This is a genomic window from Mycobacterium sp. ENV421, from assembly GCF_002887815.1.
In the GTDB taxonomy this organism is placed as follows: Bacteria; Actinomycetota; Actinomycetes; order Mycobacteriales; family Mycobacteriaceae; genus Mycobacterium.
This window is the reverse complement of record NZ_PDHO01000011.1, coordinates 117840-140760: the sequence shown is the minus strand read 5'-3', so window position 1 is coordinate 140760 and position 22921 is coordinate 117840. Positions and strand designations below refer to the sequence as shown.

Here is a 22921-nt window from a genome sequence, read left to right as displayed (position 1 = left end):
CTGAGGCGATGCATCGTGAAGTGACGACCGTTGCCCAGCTGCGGGAGATCGTGGGCGAACCCGACCACTACGTGGCCAACAAGGTGAAGGACCGGCTGTCGCCGGTGCAGCGCGACTGGTTGGCGCATTCACCGCTGGCGTTCGTGGCGACCACCGATGCGCAAGGACGCGTTGACATTTCGCCGAAGGGGGATCCGGCGGGATTCGTCCACGTGATCGACGACCGCACCATCGCCATCCCGGATCGGCCTGGCAACAAGCGCGTCGACGGGTATCTCAACGTGCTGCAGCGTCCCGGCGTCGGCACCCTGTTCGTGATCCCGGGCCGCGGCGACACGCTGCGGATCAACGGCCGGGGCCGCATCCTGGCCGACGCCGACTATTTCGACGCCATGGCGGTCAAGGGCCAGCGGCCGCTGCTGGCGTTGGAGATCGACATCGACGAGGTGTTCTTCCACTGCTCCAAGGCATTCCTGCGCTCGGATACCTGGAAGCCGGAGACCTGGAATCCGACCGCGCTGCCCAGCGTGGCCCAGATGGCCAAGGCGTTGCGGCACGACTGGTCCGACGCCGACCTCGAGGAACGCTACTGCGAGGACAACATTCGCAAGGTGTTGTACTAGCCGGCCGGAGCCACCTCCACCGGCAGCGCGTTCAATACCGCGGTGCCCGACAACGGATCCAGCAGCGTGCCGTCGTTGAGGTTGTTGACGTTCACGCCCGGGTGCTGCGCCGCCACCCGCATCCGGGTCCCCGGCTCGGTATGCCCCCACCCGTGCGGCAGTGACACCACGCCGGGGCGGATCGCATCGGTGATCTCCACGGGCACTTCGAGTTTCCCGCCCGGGCCGGTGACGACAGCCATCTCCTCCAGGCCCAGCCGGGCGGCGTCGTCCGGATGGATCTGCAGTGTGCAGCGGTTCGTGCCGCCGGACAGGGCGGGCAGATTGTGCATCCAGCTATTGTTGGACCGCAGGTGTCGCCGGCCGATCAGCAGGAACCCCGGCTCCGACGTCAGCGCGGCCTGCAGCCGCGGGATATCAGCGAGAATCGGCTCAGGATCCAATTCGATTGTGCCCGAAGGGGTTCGGAGAATCTCCGGGATCCGCGGGGTCAGCGCGCCGAGGTCCACCCCATGCGGGGTGTCCTTCAGCCGCTGCAGGGTCAGGCCGTCCGGCTTCGCGCCGAAACCGTCCCCGAACGGGCCCAGCCGCAGCATCATGTCCAGCCGTCGTTCGAAACCGCGGCCCTCGGGCAGCATCGCGGTCAGCTCCTCGACGGATCGGCCCGCCACCGGCGAGTGTTCGTCGGCGACCTCCTTGCCCAGGGTGGTCGCGATCACCTGCTCGTCCACCAGGGCCGGATCGGCGTCGGGGCCCATACCCAGCACGATCAGCGCCAGCCGCGCCAGGATCTCGCACTCGTCGGGCCTGCCTTCGGGCAGCGGCAGTACCGGTGGTGAATACCGGGCGTTGTTGCGCACCGCCGCCCCACTGAGCGCGAGGTCGTAATGCGCTGCGCGAGAAGGCGCAGGCGGCGGCAGGATCACGTCGGCGTGCCTGGTGGTCTCGTTGAGATACGGGTCCACCGACACCATGAAGCCGACGCCATCGAGGGCGTCGGACAGCCGGGCGCCGTCGGGTGCCGATAGCACCGGGTTGCCCGCGATCGTGATCATCGCCCGTACCTGCCCGTCGCCGGGGGTCTCGATCTCCTCGGCAAGCGCGACCGCGGGCAGTTCGGACAGTGCCTCCGGATGGCCGGAGACCCGGCTGCGCCAGCGTCCGGTGGCGAATCCGCGGCCCGGACGCGGCGGGCGCGGCGCCCCGGCGATCGGCGAGCTGGCGAACATCACCCCGCCCGGGCGGTCCAGATTGCCGGTCAGGATGTTCACCACGTCGACCAGCCAGCTGGTCAACGTGCCGAACTCGACGGTCGAGGTGCCGATGCGACCGTAGACCGCTGCGCTCGGGGCCGCGGCGAGTTCGCGTGCCAGCGTTCGGATTTCGTCGGCGTCCACCCCGCAGTGCCCGGCCACCGCCTCCGGCGGGAAGTCCTGCGCCGCCGCCCGCACCCGCTCCAGACCGGAGACGTGCTCGGCCAGCCTGCCCAGATCGACCAGGTCCTCATCGAAGAGCACATGCGCGACCGCGAACAGCAGTGCCGCGTCGGTGCCGGGGCGGGGCGCGATGTGCCGGTCGGCCAGTTCGGCGGTGCGGGTCCGGTTGGGATCGATCACCACCAAGGTGCCACCGCGACGGCGCAATGCCTTGAGCTTACCCGGGAAGTCGGCGGCGGTTGCCAGAGAACCGTTGGACACCAACGGGTTTGCGCCCATGACGACGAGGTAGTCGGTGCGGTCGAGGTCGGGCAGGGTGAAGGCCAGCGGGTTGCCGAACAGGTATCCGCAGGACACGTGTTTGGGCATCTGGTCCAGTGTGCTGGCCGAATACACCTGCCGGGTGCCCAGCGACTTGATCACGACCGGCCCGTACAGCGACCCGGCGATGGTGTGCGCGTTCGGGTTGCCCAGGTACACCGCGACCGACGAGCCGCCGGTGTCGGTGATGACGCGCTGCAGCCCGCCGGCGGCCGCGGCGAAGGCCTCCGCCCACGAGGTCTCGACCAGCTCACCGTCGCGGCGCACCAGGGGTTTCTGCAGCCGGTCGGGGTCGTTGTCCAACTCGGGGAAGCTGGCCCCTTTCGGGCAGATGAAGCCGTGACTGAACACGTCGTCACGATCGCCCCGGGCGGCACTGACCCGGTCGTTGTCATCAATGGTGAGGACCATCCCGCAGGTGGCCTCGCAGAACGGGCAGATTCGCAAAGCGGTGCGGCTCATGGTTGCCACTGTGCTCTGCGATCGACCCCGGTGGCAAGCCCAACCAACCGGATGGTCAGATTTGATTCAGTCCGTCCAGACCGGTGACTCCAAAGCCTCGCGCAGGGCGGCGACGATGCGGTCGGAGTGGGCGTTGAACCGCCCGGTGGGGGCGGGCACCGAGATCGCGACGATGTTGCCGCCGGCCGCGCGGCCCGCGATCCCCGCGGCCGAGATGCCGTCGGTGTGCTCGTCGCGATCGAACGCCACCCGCTCGGTGCGGACGGTCCGGATTTCGGTGCGCACCCGATCGGCCTGGCCCGGGTCGAGGGCGGCGAGCGCCTGCTCGAGGTCGTCATCGTCCAACAACGCCAGCACGGCCTTGCCGTTGGCTGTGTCGCACAAGGTGAATCGCCCGCCGATCGCCGAGACCGCGCGTAACCGGTGCGGCGACTCGATCTGGTCGATGAACAGCATCTGGCCACCGCGATGCACCGAGAGGTCGACCGTCTCACCGGTTGCCTCGGCCACCCGCTCCAACGTGGACCGGAATGCGGACGTGATGTGGGCGGCGTCGGCATTGACCAGAGCGAGCAGGCGATCCCCGAGCACGATGCGGCCGTCGTCGTCCACTGCGGCGAACCCCACCTCGACCAGACCGACGAGCAGCCGCCGCGCGGTTGACTTGGCGAGCCCCAGCCGGCTGTGCAGGTCCACCAGGCGCAGCCGGCCCGGCGCGGTGGCGATTTCGTCGAGCGCGGCCGCGGCGCGGCGCAGTACCTGAATGCCGTCGTCCCGGGCATTCGAGGGACGTTCGGCGCCGACCATAGAAATTTTCGCGTCAGTCAACTGACATCCCTTCCGTCGGCGTAGCCGCAGCGGTAATGTGCCGCATTACGGATCATAGCGATTCGCTATGTGAACCATAGGAGGCTTCGGTGGGGTCACTTCCTGAGGGTCGGCATTTCTTCCGCGGTGACGACGGGTACGAGAACGCACGCCGGGCGACGGTGTGGAACCAGCGGGTGCCCGACCGCTATCCGGACGTCATCGTCCAGGCGGTCGACGCCGACGACGTCGTCGCGGCCGTGCGCTACGCGAAGGCCAACAACAAGCAGATCAGCATCAAGTCCGGCGGCCACAGCTGGGCAGCCAGCCACCTGCGCGACGGCGCGGTGCTGCTGGACATGAGCCGAGTCGACCAGACCAGCATCGACGTCGACGCGATGACCGCGGTCGCGGGGCCGGGCAAGGGCGGCAGCGTGCTGGCCGCCGAGCTCGATGCGGTCGGACTGTTCTTTCCCGCCGGGCACTGCAAGGGCGTCTGCATCGGCGGTTATCTGCTGCAGGGCGGTTACGGCTGGAACAGCAGGGTGGTCGGGCCGGCCTGTGAAAGCGTGATCGGGCTGGACGTGGTGACCGCTGACGGCGACCAGATCTACATCGACGCCGACCACCACCCGGATCTGTACTGGGCGGCCCGCGGCGCCGGACCGGGCTTCTTCGCCGTCGTCACCGCGTTCCACCTCAAGCTGTATTCGAAGCCGGCGGTGCTGGGCAGCAGCTTCTACGCCTACCCGATGGAGCTCGCCGACGAGATCTTCACCTGGGCCCGTGGCATCTCCGCCGACGTCGACCGCCGCGTCGAGTTGCAGATCGTCGCCACCAGGAGCGTGCCGAACGCGGGCATCGACCGGCCGGCGATCGTGATGGCCTCACCGGCGTTTGCCGACACCGAGGCCGAAGCCAAGGAGGCCTTCAATCTGCTCGACCAGTGTCCCGTCGTCGACAAGGCACTCATCGCCGTTCCGTATGCGCCGATGGCCCTTGCGGATTGGTACACCGCGGTGATGAGCAACTATCTGGAGGATCATCGCTACACCGCCGACAACATGTGGACCAACGCCTCGGCCGCCGAGCTGATGCCGGGTATCCACCGCATTTTGGACACCCTGCCGCCGCACCCCGCGCACTTCCTATGGCTGAACTGGGGCCCGTCGCCGCAGCGCCAGGACATGGCCTACAGCTTGGAAAGCGAGATCTACCTGGCGCTGTATGCCGGTTGGCTGGACCCGGCCGACGACGACAAGTACAGCGATTGGCCACGATCCAATATGGCGTCGATGGCATCGCTGGCGAGTGGAATCCAGCTGGCCGACGAGAATCTGGGCCGCCGCCCCGCCAAATTCGTCACCGATGAGAGCATGGCCCGGCTCGATCGGGTACGAGCCCAGTACGACCCCGACGGCCGGTTCCACAGCTGGATGGGACGACTCTGATGGCCGAGACGTACCTGGGTTACCGCCCCGGTGACGGGGACACCGGGTGGGGCAAGTACTTCGATCCGCAGATGGCCGACCTGCCGCGGCACGCCGTCGTCGCACTCGAGCACGGTCCGCAGGCCGATCAGACGATGCTCGGATTCGATTCGGCGGCAACGCTTCTCGACGAGGGGTATCAACAGACCGAGAACGGCTACGGCGCGCTGCGCGGCGGCGGATTCCACGTCGCGATCCGCACCGACATGCCCGGCGTCACCCCGGCGATGTGGGACTGGTGGTTCGGCTGGCACGGCAGCGAGTCCAGCCGCTACAAGCTGTGGCATCCGCGCGCGCATGCCTCGGCGCACTGGGGTGACAGCGGGCCCGACGGCAGCTACGTCGGACGGACCTCGATCATCGAGGAATACCTTGGCTCGGCCTACGCCAAGGCGGCCATCGCATTCCTCGAACCGTCGGCGCTTGGCCTCGACGCATCCCGGCTGGGCGCCGACGTCGCGGTGTGCGCGCGGCTGGGGTCCAGCGAGGTGCCGGTCGACATCGGCTGGTTCATCCACCACGTCCGGGCGGTGCCAGGCGGGGCGGAAATGCGATCGCGGTTCTGGATGGGTGGTCCCTACATCGGGGTGCGCCGCGGCAACCGGCTGGCCGATTCGGTGATCCGCCCGATCGCCGCACATCAGCTGCCCGAGCCGCGGGACCTGCTGGTGCACTGTGCGCAGGAGATGAACCACCTCGCGAGCTTCCTGCCGAGAATTTACGCGGAGTTCGCTGAAACCTGACGGCTGTCACCTCTGGCAACAGAGATTGCCAAATCCCCACCACCGCCGACCTGAGGGGTTATCTTCGCAAAACAGCCTCGTGGGGGCGGCGATCGGGGGTTTCAGATGGTAGCTGTGGCGTTTTCAAACAAGATCCGGCGGGCAGTGACGGCCGGGAGCAGGAAGTCCGCGTTGCTCGGCGCAGCGGCTGCCACCGCCGTGGCGATGACGATGGGCACCGTCGCCGAACCCGTGGCGCCCGCCGCAAACGCCCTGACCCTCGACACCACCACGACCGGGCCGCTGCTGTGGCTCATCAACGAACTCGGGGTGGACAGCTTCACCTTCGACAACATCCCCGTCATCGGGTCCATCACGCTGGCCTTCGACTGGCAGAAAGCGGACCCGGTCGGACTGAACAACACCCTGAACGCGGCGCCTTTCGGTGGATACGTTCTCGGCACCGCGACCCGGCCGAACATCCTGGCGAGCAGTCCCACCGGTCCGCTACTGATCGCCTCGGGCACAGGCGTTCCCGCTGCGCTCCAGACCTATCAAGCCCTACTGTCCAGCGCCAACGGCAACACGCTGCCGGGATACGATCCGCTGGTCGCCGCCGGCAAGGTCAGTTCGATCACGGGCCAGCCGTGTTCGTCGGGCGTCACCTGCGTCCAGGGCACCAACGTCACCAACCTGCCGATTGCGTTGGTGCGCAATCCCGAGACTCCCAATGGGGGTCTGTACGCGCGTTTCGCCCCGATCTTCAACCTGTTCGGGACGAACCCGGTCAGCCCGAACGCCGGCTCCGGTTCGAGCCTCGGCATCAAGTTCAACGGTGCGTTCGTCAACGTCGCCCTCGGCTATGACATGCTGTCGGATTTTCCGGAGACGCTGAACCCGTTCTCGCTGGCCAACTCTTTCATGGCGAGCGTGCTCCCGACCTACCTGCTCGGCGGCGCGGAGCTGCAGGGCGCCAGCATCAACACGATCGAGGGCAACCTCATCGCGTTGCTGACCCTGGGCGCCCCCAGCACCACGTACAGCACGCTGGTGCCCACCGACCTGCCGCTACTGGAGCCGCTGCGGCTGCCGTCGCGCATCCTCAACGCGGTCTTCAAGGCGGCGAAGATCCCGATCACACTGGGCACCCCGCTGGCCGATGCGTTGCAGCCTGCGCTGTCCATTCTGGTGAACATCGGCTACACCGACGTGCAGACGCCCAGCGAGGGCGGCACCTACAACCGCACGTATGACCAGTCGTCGCAGTACATCCCGTTCCTGTCACAGGCGACGCTGACGCCGCAGGAGTGGGCCGCGGTGCCCGGCGACGTGGCCAAGGCACTGTTCACCGGATTCCGGGATGTGTTGAGCGGCAAGTCGACGACGACTACGCCCGCACCGGCGCCGGAGCCCACGGTGACGGCGGCCGCGGTGACCACGCCGTCGGCTGTGACGCCGTTGGCGCCCAGCGCGAAATCGGGCAAGCCGTCGAAGAAGTCGACTACGACGTCGAGCAAGAAGAGTTCAGCGCCGAAGGCATCTGCCAAGAAGGGCGTGGGCGGGTCCAAGCGGGCCAGCTAGTCGTGGGTGCTCCCGCGCCGGGGGTCACCATGTGTTTGTTCAGAACGCGATATCACTGGTGCTATCACGTTCTGAACAACACACACACCCCCACCAGCAGGCGGCGGCTGACCGCGGGAACACCTACCCGCAGACCGCGCCGTTCGCTGCCGAGCCGACCAGCTTCCGGTATTTGGCCAGCACACCGGTGGTGTACTTCGGCGCGGGCGGGGTGAATCCCGCCTTGCGCGAATCGAATTCGGCCTCATCGACCAGCACGTCCAGCGTGCCGTTGCCGACGTCGAGACGGATCCGGTCACCGTCGCGCACGAACGCGATGGGGCCACCGTCGACCGCCTCCGGCGCGATGTGCCCGACGCACAGACCGGTGGTGCCACCGGAGAACCGGCCGTCGGTCATCAACAGCACGTCCTTGCCGAGCCCGGCGCCCTTGATCGCGCCGGTGATCGCCAGCATCTCGCGCATGCCGGGGCCGCCCTTGGGGCCTTCGTAGCGGATGACGACGACGTCGTTGGCCACGATCGTGCCGTCCTCCAAGGCGTCCATCGCTGCGCGCTCGCCGTCGAAAACCCGTGCGGTGCCCTCGAACACATCGGAGTCGAAGCCGGCCGACTTGACCACCGCGCCCTCCGGTGCGAGCGAGCCGTGCAGGATCGTGATGCCGCCGGTCGGGTGGATCGGATTGCTCAGCGCGCGAAGCACTTTGCCGTCCGGATCCGGCGGCGCGATGTGGGCCAGGTTGGCGGCCATCGTCTCACCGGTGACCGTCATGACGCCACCGTGTAAAAGGCCAGCGTCCAACAGTGCTTTCATGACCACCGGCACACCGCCGATGCGATCGACGTCGAACATCACGTGCTTGCCGAACGGCTTGACGTCGGCCAGGTGCGGCACCTTGGCGCCGATGCGGGTGAAGTCCGCCAGGTCCAGCTTCACGTTGGCCTCGTGCGCGATCGCCATCAGGTGCAGCACCGCGTTGGTGGACCCACCGAACGCCATCACGACCGCGATCGCGTTCTCGAAGGCTTCCTTGGTCAGGATGTCGCGGGCGGTGATCCCGCGGCGAAGCAGCTCCACGACCGCCTCGCCACTGCGCCGCGCATAGCCGTCGCGGCGGCGGTCGGTGGCAGGCGGTGCCGCGCTGCCCGGCAACGACATCCCCAGCGCCTCAGCCGCCGACGCCATCGTGTTGGCGGTGAACATGCCGCCGCAGGCACCCTCGCCCGGACAGATCGCCCGCTCGATGGTGTCGACGTCCTCGCGCGACATCAGCCCCCGCGCGCACGCGCCGACAGCCTCGAACGCGTCGATGATCGTCACGTCCATCTCCGTGCCGTCCGACAGCTTGGCCCGGCCCGGCAGGATCGAACCCGCGTAGAGGAACACCGCGGCCAGATCCAGTCGCGCGGCGGCCATCAGCATGCCGGGCAGCGACTTGTCGCAGCCGGCCAGCAGCACCGAGCCGTCCAGCCGCTCGGCCATCATGACCGTCTCCACGCTGTCGGCGATCACCTCGCGCGACACCAGCGAGAAGTGCATGCCCTCGTGGCCCATCGAGATGCCGTCGGACACCGAGATGGTGCCGAACTCCATCGGGTAGCCGCCCGCGGCATGCACGCCGTCCTTGGCCGACTGCGCGAGCCGCTGCAGCGACAGGTTGCACGGCGTGATCTCGTTCCAGGACGACGCCACCCCGATCTGCGGCTTGACGAAGTCCTCGTCGCCCATGCCTACCGCGCGGAGCATCCCGCGGGCGGCGGCCTTCTCCAGACCGTCGGTGACGTCGCGACTGCGGGGCTTGAGATCGGGGGTTTCGCTCACCGGACAAGTATGCCGTGGTCGGGGGTGCCCACCAAATTTCTTTTTATACCCCCGAGGGGTATTGAAGGTACGGTGAAAACATGACATCCACGCTCAGCCGCATCGTGGCGGTTGCCGCAGCCCTTGCCACTGCCGTCGTCGTCTCGTCGTGCAGCAACACCGAGGGCATGAGCGAGCGCGCCACGTCGACCGCACCGGCCAGCCAGGCGGTGGCCGCGCACAACGCCGACGATGTCATGTTCGCGCAGATGATGATCCCGCATCACCAGCAGGCCGTGGACCTGGCGGCGATAGCCGCCGTACACACCACCAACCAGGCCGTCCGCACGCTGGCCGGCAAGATCTCGGACGAACAGCAACCGGAGATCGACGCGATGAAAGCGCTCCTGGTGCAGTGGGACGTCGACCCCACGATGGGAGACCACAGCGGGCACGGCGCGGCGATGCAGGGCATGGTCGACGACGCCACGATGACCAAACTCAAATCGCTCAACGGGCCGCAGTTCGACACACTGTGGTTGCAGGCGATGATCGGCCACCACCAGGGCGCCATCGAGATGGCCAAGGCCGAGATCGCCAACGGTCAGAGCGCCGACCTGACCGCGATGGCCAAGTCCATGGTCACCGCGCAACAGGCCGAGATCGACCAGATGAAGCAGATGCTTGGAGGCTAAATGACTGGCGCACATGGTTATTCGTCGCAGAAGGACAACTACACCAAGCGGCTGCGGCGCATCGAGGGCCAGGTCCGCGGCATCGCGAAGATGATCGACGAGGACAAGTACTGCATCGACGTGCTGACACAGATCAGCGCCGTCAACAGTGCGCTGCAGTCCGTCGCGCTCGGCCTGCTCGACGAACACCTCGGGCACTGCGTCAGCCATGCGGTCGCCGAGGGCGGTGACGAGGCCGACAAGAAGCTGGCCGAGGCCTCCGCCGCGATCGCGCGCCTGGTCCGCTCCTAAGCCCTACTGGCCTGGCAGCGTACCGACGCCGGGCCTAGGGGGCGGGGGTTCGGTCGAGCCAACCCACCACCACCATGTGGGGAACAGTGAGAGCCAACAGGAGTCGCAACTGCTCGGCCACCAGAGTGGTCGGGTCGGGTGCCGTCGTGGTGAACCACCCGAGTGCGGCCAGGACCGTGAAAGCGCCGGCCGACGGCCACCCCGCAAGGCGGGCGAACCGCCGGATGGCGGCACCTCGCCGGCCGGTGTGAAGCAAGCTCCGGCAACCGGGCTCGACGCTCAGCATGCGCGCACAGTGACGCAGGGCGTGCCAGCCCCCGAACCACACGGCAAATGCGACCAACGGCGATGCCAGCGCGCCCAGAAGCCCGATGAGGACCACGTCGACAGCAGCGCCTCGATGGCCCGACCGCAGCGCGGCGATGACGGTGACCAGGGCCGCGGCAAGCCATGTGATCACCAAGCCCGCTTGCATCGGTGCCGAGCCGAGCAGATGGGCGATATCGGGTGAGACGGCCGACGCCACCGCGGCGAGATCGTCACCGGACCTGGCGAGCGGAAGCAGGAGTGCCCCGCACCCTGCAATGACAAGCGCAACGGTCGGGATCGCGCCCGGCCGCCAGCCGCTCAGCTGTCGTGTGACGTGCAGTTCGCCGAGGCCGAAATGCAGTGCGCTGAGCCCGACGACCACCGCCAGGGCGACGGTACCCGCCCACGTCATCAAGGCCCATGTCCCGGCGGCCAATCCGGCGTACGCGACGGTGATGAGGATGATCGATCGGCCGCCGGCCAGCCGGGCGGCGGCCAGGTGGTCGATCGCACCGTGCGGGACGCCGGCTGCGAAACCCAGTGCCGCGACAACCAGAGTGATTGGTGAAGCGAGGCCGGGAAGACCGATCCCGGCTACTGCCGTGATCGCCAGCGTGCCGACCACCAGCCGTCGCGACCACACCGCGGCCCGCGCCAGTGTCCGGCTGTCCCCAGACGAGAAGTCCCCCGGAGCATGTGCTTCCGGGGGACCCTCGCTGCCATGCCATCCGCCGACGCGGGCCGGACGCGTCACGATGGCCATGGCGGTCAGCGCCCTACGCTGAGGTAGGCGAATCGTGTTGTGCGACGGCGACCTTCGGTGTCCTGCTGCCGTTCGCCTGGGTGGGTGCCTGGTGCTCGGCGTGCTCGTTCTCCCGGGCAGAGAAGGTCGGATCGTCGGCGAACGACTTGAGCCGCGCGATCTTGTAGATCAGCAGGCCGTACAGCACCTTGGCCAGGATGTCGGCGACCGAGTAGCCGACCTGCTTAAATGCCCATGCGTCGGCTCCGGCATGGGAGAAATAGAGCGGGATGATGTAGGCGATCGGGTAGACGCCCCAGGTGGCCAGCAGAAGGATCCGCATCCGGCTGACGGTTTGGCGCACCGCCGCCGGCTGACGATCCAGCGATCGCGTCAGTTCGACGAACAGTACATAGAGGATGTAGAGGAACGGGATCGTCGACAGCAGCCCGAAGACGTTGCGGATGGTGTTGTCGCCGCTGATCTCTCCCGGATAGCCGAGCGCGATCATCAGCGCGGACGCCGGGATCAATCGCCACAACAACGAGTTCCGTAATTTATGGGCCAGCGCCAGCACCACGATGAGCTCGGTGAGCAGCAGCGGCACCGTCAGCAGCCAGTCGACGTAGCGGTACCCCTCGTTGAACGATTCACCCGCGGCCTGGATGTAGGTTCCGCGGCCACCTCGGGCATCGGTGACGAACGCTGCCTTGAACGATTCGAAGATGCGGAAATAGTGGTAGGCCGCGATACCGCACACGATCGCGGAGATCACCAGGGCCTGACGGTAGCGGGCCAGAACCCTCGGTTGGACTGACAGAAGGAAGATCGCGCCGAACAACTGAGCGGCGAGCGTCAGTGACAGGACGTTGTAGACAGTGTCGAACTGGGCCTGGGTTAGTGCGTCAGGAATCATCTTTCACCTTCACTGGGATGCGAGGCTTACAGGAAGGACTGTACGATAGTGTCCTATCTGTTCAATAGTGGAAAATTATTACAGAATTGGACAAGTTGTCGATCGACTAGTTTCATGGGAACGGCGTGAGGAGTCGCAGGAAAGGGCAGAGGTGCGCGAGGACGCTCGGGTGATACGTACGCGTGCCGACATCGCCAGGACTGCCCTAGACCTGCTCAGCACCGAGGGCGCCGATGCACTCACCCACGCCCGCGTCGCTGAGGTTTCCCGGTACTCGAAGACGACTTTGTATGCACACTGGCCGTCGAGAGCCGATCTGTTCGCCACCGCACTTGAAGCCCTCGGCGACATGCCGCACCACGAGCCCACCGGCGATATTCGGGCCGATCTGGTGGGTGAACTCATGGCGTTCCGTCAAGCGGTCGCCGACCTGCACCTCGACCGGGTGCTCGCCGCGATGGCCCAATGGGCGACGGTCGAGACGATGTGCCAGCTCAGGGACAAGATCAACACCGAAGGTCAGCGCCCCGTCCGTGCCATCCTCGAGCAGCGCTTCCATGGGCCGCGCTTGGAAGCGGCGATCTCGATGCTGGCCGGCGTGGTGGCGTGCCCGTCGCTCATGTTCGGCACGCTGCCCGACGACGACATCATCGAGGCGGCGGTCGACCTGGTTCTCGGCAGCTCCTGAAAACGACACGTTCGCAACGTGTCTGGAAGGCTAGGCCCGCACCGCATGGGCCGATACCGTGATGCGGTGACGTCTGTGCCGGACCGCACGGGTGGGCCCTCTTGACCTTGGATTCCTCGCCGTCGCGCACCGGCCCGTGGACACCGCGAGTCGCCACAGCGCTGGCCGTGCTGGCCGCCGCGGCGTTCATCTACGTCACCGCCGAGATCATGCCGGTCGGTGCGCTGTCCGCAATCGCGCGCGATCTACACGTCAGCGAAGCGATGGTGGGCACCCTGCTGGCCAGCTACGCCCTGGTGGCCGCGCTGGCCACGATGCCGCTGGTGCGCTGGACGGCGACATGGCCGAGACGGCGCACGCTGCTGTGGACGCTGGCCTGCCTGTCGATCTCGCAACTGATCTCCGCGCTGGCGCCCACCTTCACCGTGTTGGCCGTCGGCCGGGTGCTGTGCGCGCTGACCCACGGATTGATGTGGTCGGTGATCGCGCCGATCGGTGCGCGGCTGGTGCCGCCGAGCCACGCCGGCCGCGCCACCATGGCGGTGTACGTCGGCACCGGCCTGGCGCTGGTGGTCGGCAGCCCGCTGACGGCTGCGATGAGCGAGCTGTGGGGCTGGCGGCCCGCGGTCGGTGTCATCGCCGTGGCGTCGGTGCTCGTCCTGGTGGCGGCACGGCTGGCACTTCCGGTGATGGCGTTGACCGACACGGCCGGCGGTGCGCGGCCCCGCAGAGTGATCCACCACCGCAACCGCCCGCTGCTGATGCTGAGCGTGCTGACGCTGGTGGGTGTCACCGCACATTTCATCTCCTACACGTTCATCGTGGTGATCATCCGGGATGTGGTCGGCGTGCACGGGGCGCAGCAGGCCTGGCTGCTCGCGGCGTACGGGGTGGCCGGCCTGACCGGCATGGCGTTGCTGGCCCGGCCGGGGGACCGGCGGCCCAAGGCCGCGGTGATGGGTTGTCTGGCCGCATCGTCGCTGGCGTTCGCGGCACTGGCGGCGCTGGGTCACCTGAGGTGGCACACCGTCGCCGTCGCAGCTGCCGGGGCGGCGGCGATCGTGCTGTGGGGTGCGACCGCCAACGCGATGCCGCCGATGTTGCAGACCGCCGCGATGCGGCATTCGCCGCAGGATCCCGACGGTGCCTCCGGGCTCTACGTCGCGTGCTTCCAGGTCGGCATCATGGCCGGATCGCTGACCGGCGGACTGCTCTACCAACGGACCGGAGTCGCGGCGATGCTCACCGCGTCATGCGTGCTGATGCTGGGCGCATTGGCTTGCGTGGTGGTCAGCCGCGGGCTGTTCGCGGACCACCCGGCTACCAGCGAAAAGTAACGCTTGTCACCCCACGCCCGACGATCTGCACAGTTCAGGGCAGTGACGGAGTTCGCGGCCGGGTTCGCTGGCGAATGAACTCCAGAAGTGCACCCAGCGTGTTATGTCAGACTGGGTCAAAGTCGGTATCGAGGGAGTTTTGGTTATGACGCTGCGGGTGAAGGGGGCCATCGCCACCACGCTGTGCGTGGTCGGAGTGGCCGCCGGAATCAGTCTCGGCAGCGGTTCGGCGCTCGCCGATCCAGACCAGGCGCCCGCCGATCCGGGGATCGCCGACGTGCCGCCCGCGCAGGTGCCCGCGCCCGATCCGTTCGCGCCGCCAGCGGTCAACCCGGCGGCGTTCCCGCCGTCCGCTCCCGCAGGCGACCCGGCCGTCCCGCCGCCCGACCCCTTTGCTCCGCAGCCACCGCCACCGGTCGATCCGGTGGCCGCTCAGCAGGCCGCCGCCGCGGCCGCCGGTCCGGTGAAGGGCCAGAACCCGACGCCCTACACCGGGGATCCGGTGTTCGCGCCGCCGTCATTCAACCCGGTGAACGGCGCCATGGTCGGCGTCGCCAAACCGATCATCATCAACTTCGCCCGCCCGATCGCCAACCGGCCGATGGCCGAGCAGGCCATCCACATCTCCTCGGTGCCACCGGTTCCCGGCGCGTTCTACTGGACCACCGACACCCAGGTGCGGTGGCGGCCGTACAACTTCTGGCCGCAGGGCACGGTCGTCAACATCGACGCCAGCGGCGCCAAGTCCAGCTTCCGCGTCGGCGACAGCCTGGTGGCCACCGTCGACGACAAGACCCACCAGATGACGATCACGCGAAATGGCAAGGTGGAGAAGACCATGCCGGTCTCGATGGGCAAGCCGGACGGCAAGCACGAGACCAAGAACGGCACCTACTACGTGCTGGAGAAGTTCCCCGACATCATCATGGACTCGGCCACCTACGGCGTGCCGAACACCTCGCCCGAGGGCTACAAGCTCAAAGTCCAATGGGCGGTGCGTATCGACAACAGTGGGGCGTTCGTGCACAGTGCGCCGTGGTCGGTGGCCGATCAAGGCAAGCGCAATGTCAGCCACGGCTGCATCAACCTGTCTCCGGACAACGCCAAATGGTTCTACGACAACTTCGGCAGCGGCGACCCGATCGTGGTCAAGAACTCCGTCGGCACCTACAACAACCCCGACGGCGCCGACGACTGGCAGTGGCAGCTGTCCTAGCCAGTCGTCCACTGGCCTAACCGGTCTCAAAGCTTAGGCACAGAAACGAACTCCACAATGGGGTTCGTGCCGCCCACCCCGACACCGCCGCCGACGCCGACGGCACCGCTGCCTCAGCTGCCCGCGCCTGATCTGCACCAGTACGCGCACGGAGTTTCGCTGCTGGGCGGCTGGCTGCCGCTGACCATCGAAATCGTCGCCGCTGTCGCGCTGATCGTCGCGATCGGATGGCGGCCCAGCAGGCGCTGGTGGCTGCTGTGGCTGCCGGTCTGTGTGGTCGTCGGCCTGCTCGGCGCGCTCGTCGCGCGCCTCTACGTCAACTCCGAGGGGCTGGCCTCAGATCCGGCACCGTTCTATTTGTGGGTCTGGATAGGGGTTTTCGCGGCCGGGGTCGCGGTGGCGGTACTGGGCTGGCGCGGAAATTCCTGGTGGCGACGAGGTGTCGCCGTCCTGGCGATTCCGTTGACCTTGGTGGCGGCGCTGCTGGCGCTGAACAAGTGGGTCGGGTACTACCCGAGCGTGCAAACCGCCTGGGGCGCCCTGACGGCCGGGCCGCTGCCCAACCAGATCGACGCCGCCGAACTGCCCGGCCTGCGCAACACCGTGCAGACGACAGGCAAGCTCGTCGAGGTCGACATCCCGTCAGACGCAAGTGGATTCAAGCACCGCAGTGAGTACGTCTACCTGCCGCCGGCCTGGTTCGCCGGCGCGACGCCACCCCGGTTGCCGGTCATCATGATGGTGGCCGGCGAGTTCAACACCCCAGCCGACTGGATGCGCAGCGGAAACGTGATGCCCGTCATTGACGGCTACGCGAAAGCCCATGGCGGACAAGCACCCATCTTCGCGTTCGTCGACTCCGGTGGCAGCTTCAACAACGACACCGAATGCGTCAACGGTCCCCGCGGCAACGCCGCCGACCATCTGACCAAGGACGTCCGGCCCTATGTGGCACAGCATTTCGGCGCATCTGATCAGGCGGCCAACTGGGCGGTGGTCGGCTGGTCGATGGGCGGCACCTGCGCGATCGACCTGACCGTCATGCATCCGGATCTTTTCAGCACCTTCGAGGACATCGCGGGCGACCACGGCCCGACCTCAGGGACCAAGGACCAGACGATCAGCCGGCTCTACGGCGGCGACGCCGCCAAGTGGGACGAGTTCGACCCGCGGACCGTGATGATGCGGCACGGCCCGTATCAGGGTGTCGCAGGCTGGTTCGAGGACACCGTGACGCCGACCAACACCGCATCGCCGTACGGCGGGGGCGGTGGGCACCGACCGCAATCCGACGCACCCACCGGCTTCGGCGGGCACGACGAGTTCAAGGACTCCGATGAGGCCGGGGCGGCCGACGATCTGTGCGCGACGGCGAAGACCGTCGGCATCTCCTGCTCAGTGCACCGCATCATCAGCTTCCACACCTGGCAGTTCGCCGAGCGGGCCTTTTCCGATGCGCTGCCGTGGCTGGCGGCTCAGATCAAGACGCCGGGCGCGACGGACTCGCCGGCCTGACGTCATGTCTGAAGCCGACTGCCGCAGCACCCAGGCAGGCCAACGCCACGATCAGCGCGAACCACGGGAACACCTGCGCCAGAGGCCATTTCGTGGCAGCCCAGCCCGCGGCGATCGTCGGCAGTGCCATCGCGGTGTAGGCCAGCAGGTAGAACGCCGACATCGTTTCGCCGCGGCGGTCCGTGGGCACCACGTCGGACAGGTGGCGCAGCGAGCCGCCGAAACCGAGTCCGAAGGTCGTACCCAGTAGTGCCGCGGCGGCGAACACCAGGGGCCAGCGGTGGGTGAGCAGCACCGGGATCGTCAGCAGCAGCGCGACCGCCATGCCGATGTCGCCGATCACCGCCGAGCGCCGGGCCGGAAGTCGGGTGGCCAGCAGCTGCGCCATCGCCGCGGAGAACGCGGTCACCCCGACCACGCCGCCGCCGAACACCAGGTTGTGCACGTGGGTCTGCTGCGCGGCCAGCGATGGATACAGCGACAGCAGCACCCCGAGCACCGACCAGGACGCCATCGCGCCCAGGGCCGCGAACCAAAAGTCCTCACGGATCGCCTGTGGCACAGCCGGTTTGCTGATCCGGATTCGGCCGCCGGTGCGGCCTTCGTGGGTTTCCCGCAGCGCCACCACACCGATGCCGACGATCGCGCACACCACCGCGACAACCGCGTAGGGGGTGCGCAGCGGATGCGCGACGTACTGCGCCAGCAGCGACGAGCCGACGATCGCCACCGTCATGCCGATGTTGAAACTCACCCCGCTGAGCTGGCCGCTGCGCACCCCGTGGTGCGGCCGTAGGTCGAGCAGCGCCGCGGCGGAGGCGACGACGATCGAGCCGACGGCGGCGCCATGGATGGTGCGGGCCAGTAGCAGCATCTCGATGCTGTCGGCGATCAGGAAGATGCCCAGACCGGCGATCAGTGCGATCAGCGCGCCGAGGAGCACCGGCTTGCGGCCGACCACGTCCGAGATGCGGCCGGACACCAGCACCGCCGCCAGGGCGGCGAAGGCGTACACCGCGAACACGATGGTGGTGGCCAGCGGCGAGAGATGCCAGTTCGATTCGTAGATGCCGTACAGCGGCGCGGGCAGGCCGGAGACGCCGAGCGCGACGCCGCTGAGCACCAGAAGCAGGGGGTACGCCCAGCGCTGGCCGGTGACGTCAGCGGGCGGGGTGTCCTGCACACAGGCCATGACAACTCCGGAGTAGTTTGATGGTCATCGAACTCGTTCGAGCGTACGCTAGGTTTGATGTTGATCAAACTTCGCAGGCCGTGACGGCGAACACAGGAGACAACCGTGGTTGAGGTGCAGGCATTCCCTGCCGACAGCTATCCCGTCCATCAGGTCGGCCCGCTGCACCAGGTGCTCGCGGCGCTACAAGATCCGGCCCGGCTGGAGATGGTCCGGCGGCTGCGCAACGCCGGCGCACCCCTGCAGTGCAGCGCCCTGTACGACGGCATCAACAAGTCCACCGCCACCCACCACTTCAAGATCCTGCGCGAAGCCGGATTGCTCGAACGATTGGTCGTGGGCGGCCTCACCCATCAGCGGCTGCGCGCAGACGAAGTCGACGCGGTACTACCCGGGCTGCTGGCCTCGGTGGTCGACGGCGCCAACCGCGAGGTCGCCGCCGACCCCTTGCCGAGCCTGTAGTTAGCGTGCTGCTTACTCGAACTTTCGCTCGATAACTACAGCCTGGGCGACTGTCTGGGCGCTGACCTACCAGCTGCCGCGGTGGACGACCTCGTCGAACGGGCGACGGTTGGGCTTGCGAATCGGTGTGAGCGGACGGTCTTCGGGATAGCCGAGGCCCAGCAGATAGGCGACCAGATAACCCGGCGGGACATCGAGGATCGATCGGGCCTTGTCCTGTTCGCCGATCGCCGAATGTCCGGTGCCGATACCCAGGTCGGTCGCGGCGATCGCCATCGCCATGGTGGCCTGGCCCAGGTCGTACTGGTCGAGGAGCTTCGTCCGCTCGTCAGGCGGTTCGGGAATCACCAGTGCGATCGCGGCGCGGGCCTTCGCGATGTGGCCGGCGCCGACCCAGACCGTTGAGAGTTCTTGCAGCGTGGCCGCATCGGTGACGATCACGAAATCCCAATGCTGGTTGTTGCGCGCCGAGGGTGAGCGCCATCCGGCCTCCAGAATCCGGTCGATGTCGTCGCCAGGTATCGCGTTCGAGGTGTACGTGCGCACATTGCGCCGCGCGCAAATGGCATCCCAAGCTTCCATGGCGTTAGCTCCAGATGCGGACGCGCCGTTCGGGTTCCAAATACAGTTCGTCGTCCTCGCTGACGTCGAACGCCTCGTAGAACGCGTCCATATTGCGGATCACACCATTGCAGCGGAACTCCGGCGGCGAGTGCGGATCGGTCGCCAGGCGTCGAATCGCCTCGGCCTCACGAGATTTCGTACGCCAGACCTGCGCCCAGCCGAAGAAGACCCGCTGCCGGCCGGTCAGCCCGTCGATCACCGGGGCTTCCTTGCCGTCCAGCGACAGCTCGTAGGCCAGCAGCGCGATCGACAGCCCGCCCAGGTCGCCGATGTTCTCGCCGACGGTGAACGCGCCATTGACGTGCTGAGACGGCTGGAGCCCACGCGGCACGAACGTCTCGTACTGCTCGATGAGCGCTTTGGTGCGCGTACCGAACTCGGCGCGATCCTGGTCAGTCCACCAGTCGACCAGATTGCCGTCGCCGTCGTACTTGGCGCCCTGATCGTCGAATCCGTGACCGATCTCGTGGCCGATCACGGCGCCGATCCCGCCGTAGTTCGCCGCGTCATCAGCCTCGGCATCGAAGAACGGCGGCTGCAGAATCGCCGCGGGGAACACGATCTCGTTCATGCCGGGGTTGTAGTAGGCGTTGACCGTCTGCGGGGTCATGAACCACTCGTCGCGGTCGACCGGGCCGCCGAGCTTGGCCAGTTCCCGGTCGTGGGCCACCTCGGCACCACGAATCACATTGCCGTACAGATCAGTTCGATCGATCACCAGCGTCGAGTAGTCGCGCCACTTCTTCGGGTAGCCGATCTTGGCGGTGAACTTGTCCAGTTTGGCGAGTGCGCGCTGACGGGTTTCCGGCGTCATCCACTCCAGGTCGTTGATGCTGACCCGGTAGGCCTCGCGCAGGTTGTCCACGAGTACGTCCATACGGGCCTTGGCATCCGGCGGGAAATGCCGCTCGACGTAGAGCCGTCCGACAGCGTCGCCCATCAGGCTCTCCACCAGCGACACCGCCCGCTTCCAGCGTTCGCGGATCTGCTCGGTGCCGGACAGGGTGCGACCGTAGAAGTCGAAGTTCGCCTCCACCACCGCCTCGGTCAGGTAGGCGGCCCTGGCGTTGATCAGTCGCCAGCGCGCCCAGTCCTGCCAGTCGGCGAAGTCGTGACTCGACCACAGCTCGGCGAACGCGGTGAGGTAATCAGGTTGGCGCACAACCAGTTCGGCCACCACGTCCGGGGTGGTGCCCTGCGCGCCGATCCAGCCGGCCCAGTCGAAGCCGGGCGCCTCGGCGGGCAGATCGGCGAAGTTGCGCAGGTTGTAGGTCAGGTCCGCGTCGCGGCGCTTGACGACATCCCAATGCGCGGCGGCCAGTTTGGTCTCCAGTGCGACGATCCGCGCGGCCCGCTCGGTGTGGTCCTCGGCGGTGCCGCCCAGGACGAGTGCGAACATCGCGGCGATATGCGCCGGATAGGCGCCCAGGATGGAGGCGTGCTGCTCGTCGCGGTAGTACGACTCGTCCGGCAGACCGAGACCCGACTGCGTGACGTGCAGCAGGTAACGCGTCGAGTTCTTGGAATCGGTGTCGATGTAGAGCCCGACTCCACCGCCCACACCGGTGCGCTGCAGCGAGCCGATCACCGCGGCTAGCGCAGCCGGATCGGCCGCGGCATCGATGTGCGCCAGCTCGTCGAGCAGCGGCTGCACCCCGCGGCGCTCGACGGCCTCGGCGTCCATGAAGCTGGCATAGAGGTCGCCGATCCGCTGCGCATCGGTGCCGGCCGAACCGCTCGCCTGCGTGATGAGCTCGCGCACGTGCTCCTCGGCCTGGTCGTACAAGGTCCGGAACGCGCCGTCGGTGGCCCGGTCACCGGGGATGGTGTACTCGGTCAGCCAGCGTCCGTTGACGTGGCCGAACAGATCGTCTTGGGGGCGAACCTGGGCTTCGACATGGGACAGGTCGATACCCGAGCGCAGCGTTTCTACCGTCACCCAACCATCCTTACCAGAGGTCCGACCTCGGCGTCCGGCCCGCAGGTGGCCGCCCGGTAGCCTCGCCTTCATGCCTGAGGCCGAACCGACCGATGACGGTGCCGACGAGCGGACCTTCACCGGCTACGGCGTCGCCTCCGCCGTTCTCGGTGTGGTGGCCGTCGCGGCCGTCGTGTTGGGCGTACTGATCTGGTCCGGGCACCACGACGCCGCCGACGAGCGGGCCTATCAGTCCAAGGTGATGTCGGCCGCCGCGAACTGGACCAGCGTTCTGATCAACATGAACGTCGACAACGTCGACGCCAGCCTGGCGAAACTGCATGACGGCACCGCCGGTCAGCTCAACTCCGATTTCGAAGCCGCCATCAAGCCCTACCGCGAGGTGGTCCGCACCCTGCAGGCCCGCACCACCGGACAGATCGAGTCGGTGTCCTTCGAAGCGGTGCACCATGACCTGAACGCCAAGCCGGGTCAGGCCCCGCAGGCGCCTGCCCTGCCGCCAGAGCTGGCCACCCGCACCGACTCCGTGCTGGTGATCGCCACCTCGGTCAGCGAGAACTCCGGCAACAAACCCACGACCGTGCGCTGGAACCTGCGGCTTGGTGTCTCCGATGTGGACGGCAAGCCGATGATCTCGCGGCTGGAGTCGCTGCGATGAGGAACCTGGCCCGCGTCCTGGCCTTCGACATCGTGGCACCACTGGCCGCCATCGCGGCCCTGCTCGCGATCGGTGTCGTGCTCGGCTGGCCGCTCTGGTGGGTGGCGGTCAGCTCGATGCTGTGCCTGCTCATCGTCGAGGGCGTGATCGTCAACATCGTGCTGTTCCGCCGGGATTCGGTGACCGTCGGTACCGACGACGACGGCCCCGGCCTACGCCTGGCCGTGGTCGCGCTGGCCACCACGGCGCTGGTCGCCACCGTCGTCGTCGGCTACACCCAGTGGACGCGCCCGGACCGGGATTTCACCCGCGATTCCGCCGAGGTGGTGCGCATCGCCACCGCCGCGTCCGAAGCCACCGCGACGTTCACACCGGCCGACCCGATGTCGTCGATCGACCGGGCCGCGACGTTCATGGCGCCCGACCGGGCCGATGCGTTCAAGAACGAATTCGGCAAGTCCACTTCGGATCTGGCCAAGAAGAACATCTCCGCCACGGCGCAGACCATGTCGGCCGGGCTGGAGGCGCTGGGTCCCACCGCAGCCAGTGTGGCGGTGGTGATGCGGGGCACCCAAAGCCAGCCGGGTCAGCAGCCCAGTACCGCGGTACTGGCGTTGCGGGTCAGCCTGGCCAAGCAGGACGGCCGGTGGCTGGTGCTCGACATCTCGCCGATCAACGCCCGATGAGCCTGGCGTAGTCCACCTTCAAACACCGATCCATCACGACGCGCAGCCCGGCGGCGCGCGCCTGCTCAGCCACCTCGTCATGCCACAGACCTTGTTGCAGCCACAGGCATTTCGGCTGCGGGCTCAGCGCGAGCGTGTCCGCCAGTACCCCGGGAAGATCGTCGTGGCGGCGGAACACGTCGACCATGTCCGGCACGACGGGCAACTCGGCCAGCGACGGATAGACTCGGGCGCCGTCGATGTCACTGATGTTCGGGTTCACCGGATACAGCTCGAAATCGCTGAACCGCGCCAGATACTGATACACCTCGTGGCTCGGCCGGGCCGGATTGTCGGAGGCGCCCACCACCGCGACCGTGCGGGTGTCGCGCAGAATCGCTTCCAGCTCAGCCGAATTCGGATTCACCGG

Annotated in this window: 22 protein-coding genes; 13 read left to right on the top strand and 9 right to left on the bottom strand. The window is 67.4% G+C overall.

Annotated features, from left to right (window positions below):
• The first annotated feature begins 8 nt into the window (after nt 1-8).
• Nucleotides 9-623, top strand: a complete 615-nt coding sequence (locus tag CRM90_RS15635) for a pyridoxamine 5'-phosphate oxidase family protein (RefSeq protein WP_102807866.1) — start codon at nt 9-11, stop codon at nt 621-623.
• On the opposite strand, the gene CRM90_RS15630 is transcribed toward CRM90_RS15635, so the two are convergent.
• Complete coding sequence (locus CRM90_RS15630) at nt 620-2842, bottom strand: molybdopterin oxidoreductase family protein (protein ID WP_102807865.1); 2223 nt, start codon at nt 2840-2842, stop codon at nt 620-622. The two genes, CRM90_RS15635 and CRM90_RS15630, sit on opposite strands and share 4 nt — an antisense overlap.
• 66 nt (nt 2843-2908) lie before the next feature.
• Nucleotides 2909-3649, bottom strand: a complete 741-nt coding sequence (locus tag CRM90_RS15625) for an IclR family transcriptional regulator (protein WP_102807864.1) — start codon at nt 3647-3649, stop codon at nt 2909-2911.
• A 110-nt stretch (nt 3650-3759) separates the two neighbouring features.
• On the opposite strand from CRM90_RS15625, the gene CRM90_RS15620 reads away from it, so the two are divergent.
• The 3 genes from CRM90_RS15620 (at nt 3760) to CRM90_RS15610 (ending at nt 7442) form a co-directional block, all read left to right on the top strand.
• Nucleotides 3760-5100 (top strand): FAD-binding oxidoreductase, encoded by a 1341-nt coding sequence (locus CRM90_RS15620; protein ID WP_102807863.1) that lies wholly within the window; start codon nt 3760-3762, stop codon nt 5098-5100.
• Nucleotides 5097-5882 (top strand): DAPG hydrolase family protein, encoded by a 786-nt coding sequence (locus CRM90_RS15615; protein ID WP_233209351.1) that lies wholly within the window; start codon nt 5097-5099, stop codon nt 5880-5882. The genes CRM90_RS15620 and CRM90_RS15615 overlap by 4 nt, the downstream gene beginning before the upstream one ends.
• Before the next feature lie 114 nt (nt 5883-5996).
• Nucleotides 5997-7442, top strand: coding sequence for a PE-PPE domain-containing protein (locus CRM90_RS15610; RefSeq protein WP_142391381.1), 1446 nt, complete (start codon nt 5997-5999; stop codon nt 7440-7442).
• Between the two features lie 123 nt (nt 7443-7565).
• Here CRM90_RS15610 and ilvD read toward each other — a convergent pair whose 3' ends face one another.
• Complete coding sequence (gene ilvD / locus CRM90_RS15605; RefSeq protein WP_102807860.1) at nt 7566-9263, bottom strand: dihydroxy-acid dehydratase; 1698 nt, start codon at nt 9261-9263, stop codon at nt 7566-7568.
• Between the two features lie 80 nt (nt 9264-9343).
• Here ilvD and CRM90_RS15600 point away from each other — a divergent pair, with 80 nt between their 5' ends.
• Both CRM90_RS15600 and ricR read left to right on the top strand, forming a co-directional pair.
• On the top strand, nt 9344-9937 hold the full coding sequence (locus CRM90_RS15600) for a DUF305 domain-containing protein (RefSeq protein WP_102807859.1): 594 nt from the start codon (nt 9344-9346) through the stop codon (nt 9935-9937).
• Nucleotides 9938-10228, top strand: a complete 291-nt coding sequence (gene ricR / locus CRM90_RS15595) for a copper-sensing transcriptional repressor RicR (RefSeq protein WP_102807858.1) — start codon at nt 9938-9940, stop codon at nt 10226-10228. It abuts the gene before it with no gap.
• A 34-nt stretch (nt 10229-10262) separates the two neighbouring features.
• Here ricR and CRM90_RS15590 read toward each other — a convergent pair whose 3' ends face one another.
• Nucleotides 10263-11300 (bottom strand): Brp/Blh family beta-carotene 15,15'-dioxygenase, encoded by a 1038-nt coding sequence (locus CRM90_RS15590; protein WP_102807857.1) that lies wholly within the window; start codon nt 11298-11300, stop codon nt 10263-10265.
• Between the two features lie 13 nt (nt 11301-11313).
• A complete protein-coding gene (locus CRM90_RS15585; protein ID WP_102807856.1) occupies nt 11314-12195 on the bottom strand; it encodes a bacteriorhodopsin-like in 882 nt (293 codons plus the stop codon).
• Between the two features lie 169 nt (nt 12196-12364).
• Here CRM90_RS15585 and CRM90_RS15580 point away from each other — a divergent pair, with 169 nt between their 5' ends.
• From CRM90_RS15580 to CRM90_RS15565, 4 genes are all read left to right on the top strand, one after another.
• On the top strand, nt 12365-12883 hold the full coding sequence (locus CRM90_RS15580; protein ID WP_158249023.1) for a TetR/AcrR family transcriptional regulator: 519 nt from the start codon (nt 12365-12367) through the stop codon (nt 12881-12883).
• Between the two features lie 101 nt (nt 12884-12984).
• Nucleotides 12985-14220 carry an MFS transporter gene (locus CRM90_RS15575; protein ID WP_102807854.1) on the top strand — a complete coding sequence of 412 codons (1236 nt, stop codon included), beginning with the start codon at nt 12985-12987 and terminating at the stop codon, nt 14218-14220.
• A gap of 145 nt (nt 14221-14365) precedes the next feature.
• Nucleotides 14366-15436 (top strand): L,D-transpeptidase, encoded by a 1071-nt coding sequence (locus tag CRM90_RS15570; RefSeq protein ID WP_102807853.1) that lies wholly within the window; start codon nt 14366-14368, stop codon nt 15434-15436.
• A 66-nt stretch (nt 15437-15502) separates the two neighbouring features.
• Nucleotides 15503-16951 (top strand): alpha/beta hydrolase, encoded by a 1449-nt coding sequence (locus CRM90_RS15565; RefSeq protein ID WP_233209346.1) that lies wholly within the window; start codon nt 15503-15505, stop codon nt 16949-16951.
• Here CRM90_RS15565 and CRM90_RS15560 read toward each other — a convergent pair.
• The gene (locus CRM90_RS15560) at nt 16917-18143 is read right to left on the bottom strand and encodes an MFS transporter (RefSeq protein ID WP_102807851.1); all 1227 of its coding nucleotides are present in this window, start codon (nt 18141-18143) and stop codon (nt 16917-16919) included. The genes CRM90_RS15565 and CRM90_RS15560 overlap by 35 nt on opposite strands.
• A gap of 105 nt (nt 18144-18248) precedes the next feature.
• Between CRM90_RS15560 and CRM90_RS15555 the strand changes: the two genes are divergently transcribed.
• The gene (locus tag CRM90_RS15555) at nt 18249-18605 is read left to right on the top strand and encodes an ArsR/SmtB family transcription factor (protein WP_502693279.1); all 357 of its coding nucleotides are present in this window, start codon (nt 18249-18251) and stop codon (nt 18603-18605) included.
• Nucleotides 18606-18671: 66 nt separating this feature from the next.
• Here CRM90_RS15555 and CRM90_RS15550 read toward each other — a convergent pair whose 3' ends face one another.
• Both CRM90_RS15550 and CRM90_RS15545 read right to left on the bottom strand, forming a co-directional pair.
• Nucleotides 18672-19187 carry a nitroreductase family protein gene (locus tag CRM90_RS15550; RefSeq protein WP_102807850.1) on the bottom strand — a complete coding sequence of 172 codons (516 nt, stop codon included), beginning with the start codon at nt 19185-19187 and terminating at the stop codon, nt 18672-18674.
• A 4-nt stretch (nt 19188-19191) separates the two neighbouring features.
• Entirely contained in the window at nt 19192-21168 is a 1977-nt protein-coding gene (locus CRM90_RS15545) for a M13 family metallopeptidase (protein WP_102807849.1), read from the bottom strand.
• A 70-nt stretch (nt 21169-21238) separates the two neighbouring features.
• Here CRM90_RS15545 and CRM90_RS15540 point away from each other — a divergent pair, with 70 nt between their 5' ends.
• Nucleotides 21239-21826, top strand: coding sequence for a hypothetical protein (locus CRM90_RS15540; RefSeq protein ID WP_102807848.1), 588 nt, complete (start codon nt 21239-21241; stop codon nt 21824-21826).
• Entirely contained in the window at nt 21823-22512 is a 690-nt protein-coding gene (locus CRM90_RS15535; protein ID WP_102807847.1) for a hypothetical protein, read from the top strand. The genes CRM90_RS15540 and CRM90_RS15535 overlap by 4 nt, the downstream gene beginning before the upstream one ends.
• Here CRM90_RS15535 and CRM90_RS15530 read toward each other — a convergent pair.
• On the bottom strand, nt 22499-22918 hold the full coding sequence (locus CRM90_RS15530; RefSeq protein WP_102807846.1) for a CoA-binding protein: 420 nt from the start codon (nt 22916-22918) through the stop codon (nt 22499-22501). The two genes, CRM90_RS15535 and CRM90_RS15530, sit on opposite strands and share 14 nt — an antisense overlap.
• Between the last annotated feature and the right edge of the window lie 3 nt (nt 22919-22921).

Coding starts and splice junctions, on each gene's coding strand:
- CRM90_RS15635 (WP_102807866.1), top strand. CDS start 9: ATGCATCGTGAAGTGACGACCGTTGCCCAGCTGCGGGAGATCGTGGGC.
- CRM90_RS15630 (WP_102807865.1), bottom strand. CDS start 2,842: ATGAGCCGCACCGCTTTGCGAATCTGCCCGTTCTGCGAGGCCACCTGC.
- CRM90_RS15625 (WP_102807864.1), bottom strand. CDS start 3,649: ATGGTCGGCGCCGAACGTCCCTCGAATGCCCGGGACGACGGCATTCAG.
- CRM90_RS15600 (WP_102807859.1), top strand. CDS start 9,344: ATGACATCCACGCTCAGCCGCATCGTGGCGGTTGCCGCAGCCCTTGCC.
- ricR (WP_102807858.1), top strand. CDS start 9,938: ATGACTGGCGCACATGGTTATTCGTCGCAGAAGGACAACTACACCAAG.
- CRM90_RS15590 (WP_102807857.1), bottom strand. CDS start 11,300: ATGGCCATCGTGACGCGTCCGGCCCGCGTCGGCGGATGGCATGGCAGC.
- CRM90_RS15585 (WP_102807856.1), bottom strand. CDS start 12,195: ATGATTCCTGACGCACTAACCCAGGCCCAGTTCGACACTGTCTACAAC.
- CRM90_RS15570 (WP_102807853.1), top strand. CDS start 14,366: ATGACGCTGCGGGTGAAGGGGGCCATCGCCACCACGCTGTGCGTGGTC.
- CRM90_RS15560 (WP_102807851.1), bottom strand. CDS start 18,143: ATGGCCTGTGTGCAGGACACCCCGCCCGCTGACGTCACCGGCCAGCGC.
- CRM90_RS15550 (WP_102807850.1), bottom strand. CDS start 19,187: ATGGAAGCTTGGGATGCCATTTGCGCGCGGCGCAATGTGCGCACGTAC.
- CRM90_RS15540 (WP_102807848.1), top strand. CDS start 21,239: ATGCCTGAGGCCGAACCGACCGATGACGGTGCCGACGAGCGGACCTTC.
- CRM90_RS15535 (WP_102807847.1), top strand. CDS start 21,823: ATGAGGAACCTGGCCCGCGTCCTGGCCTTCGACATCGTGGCACCACTG.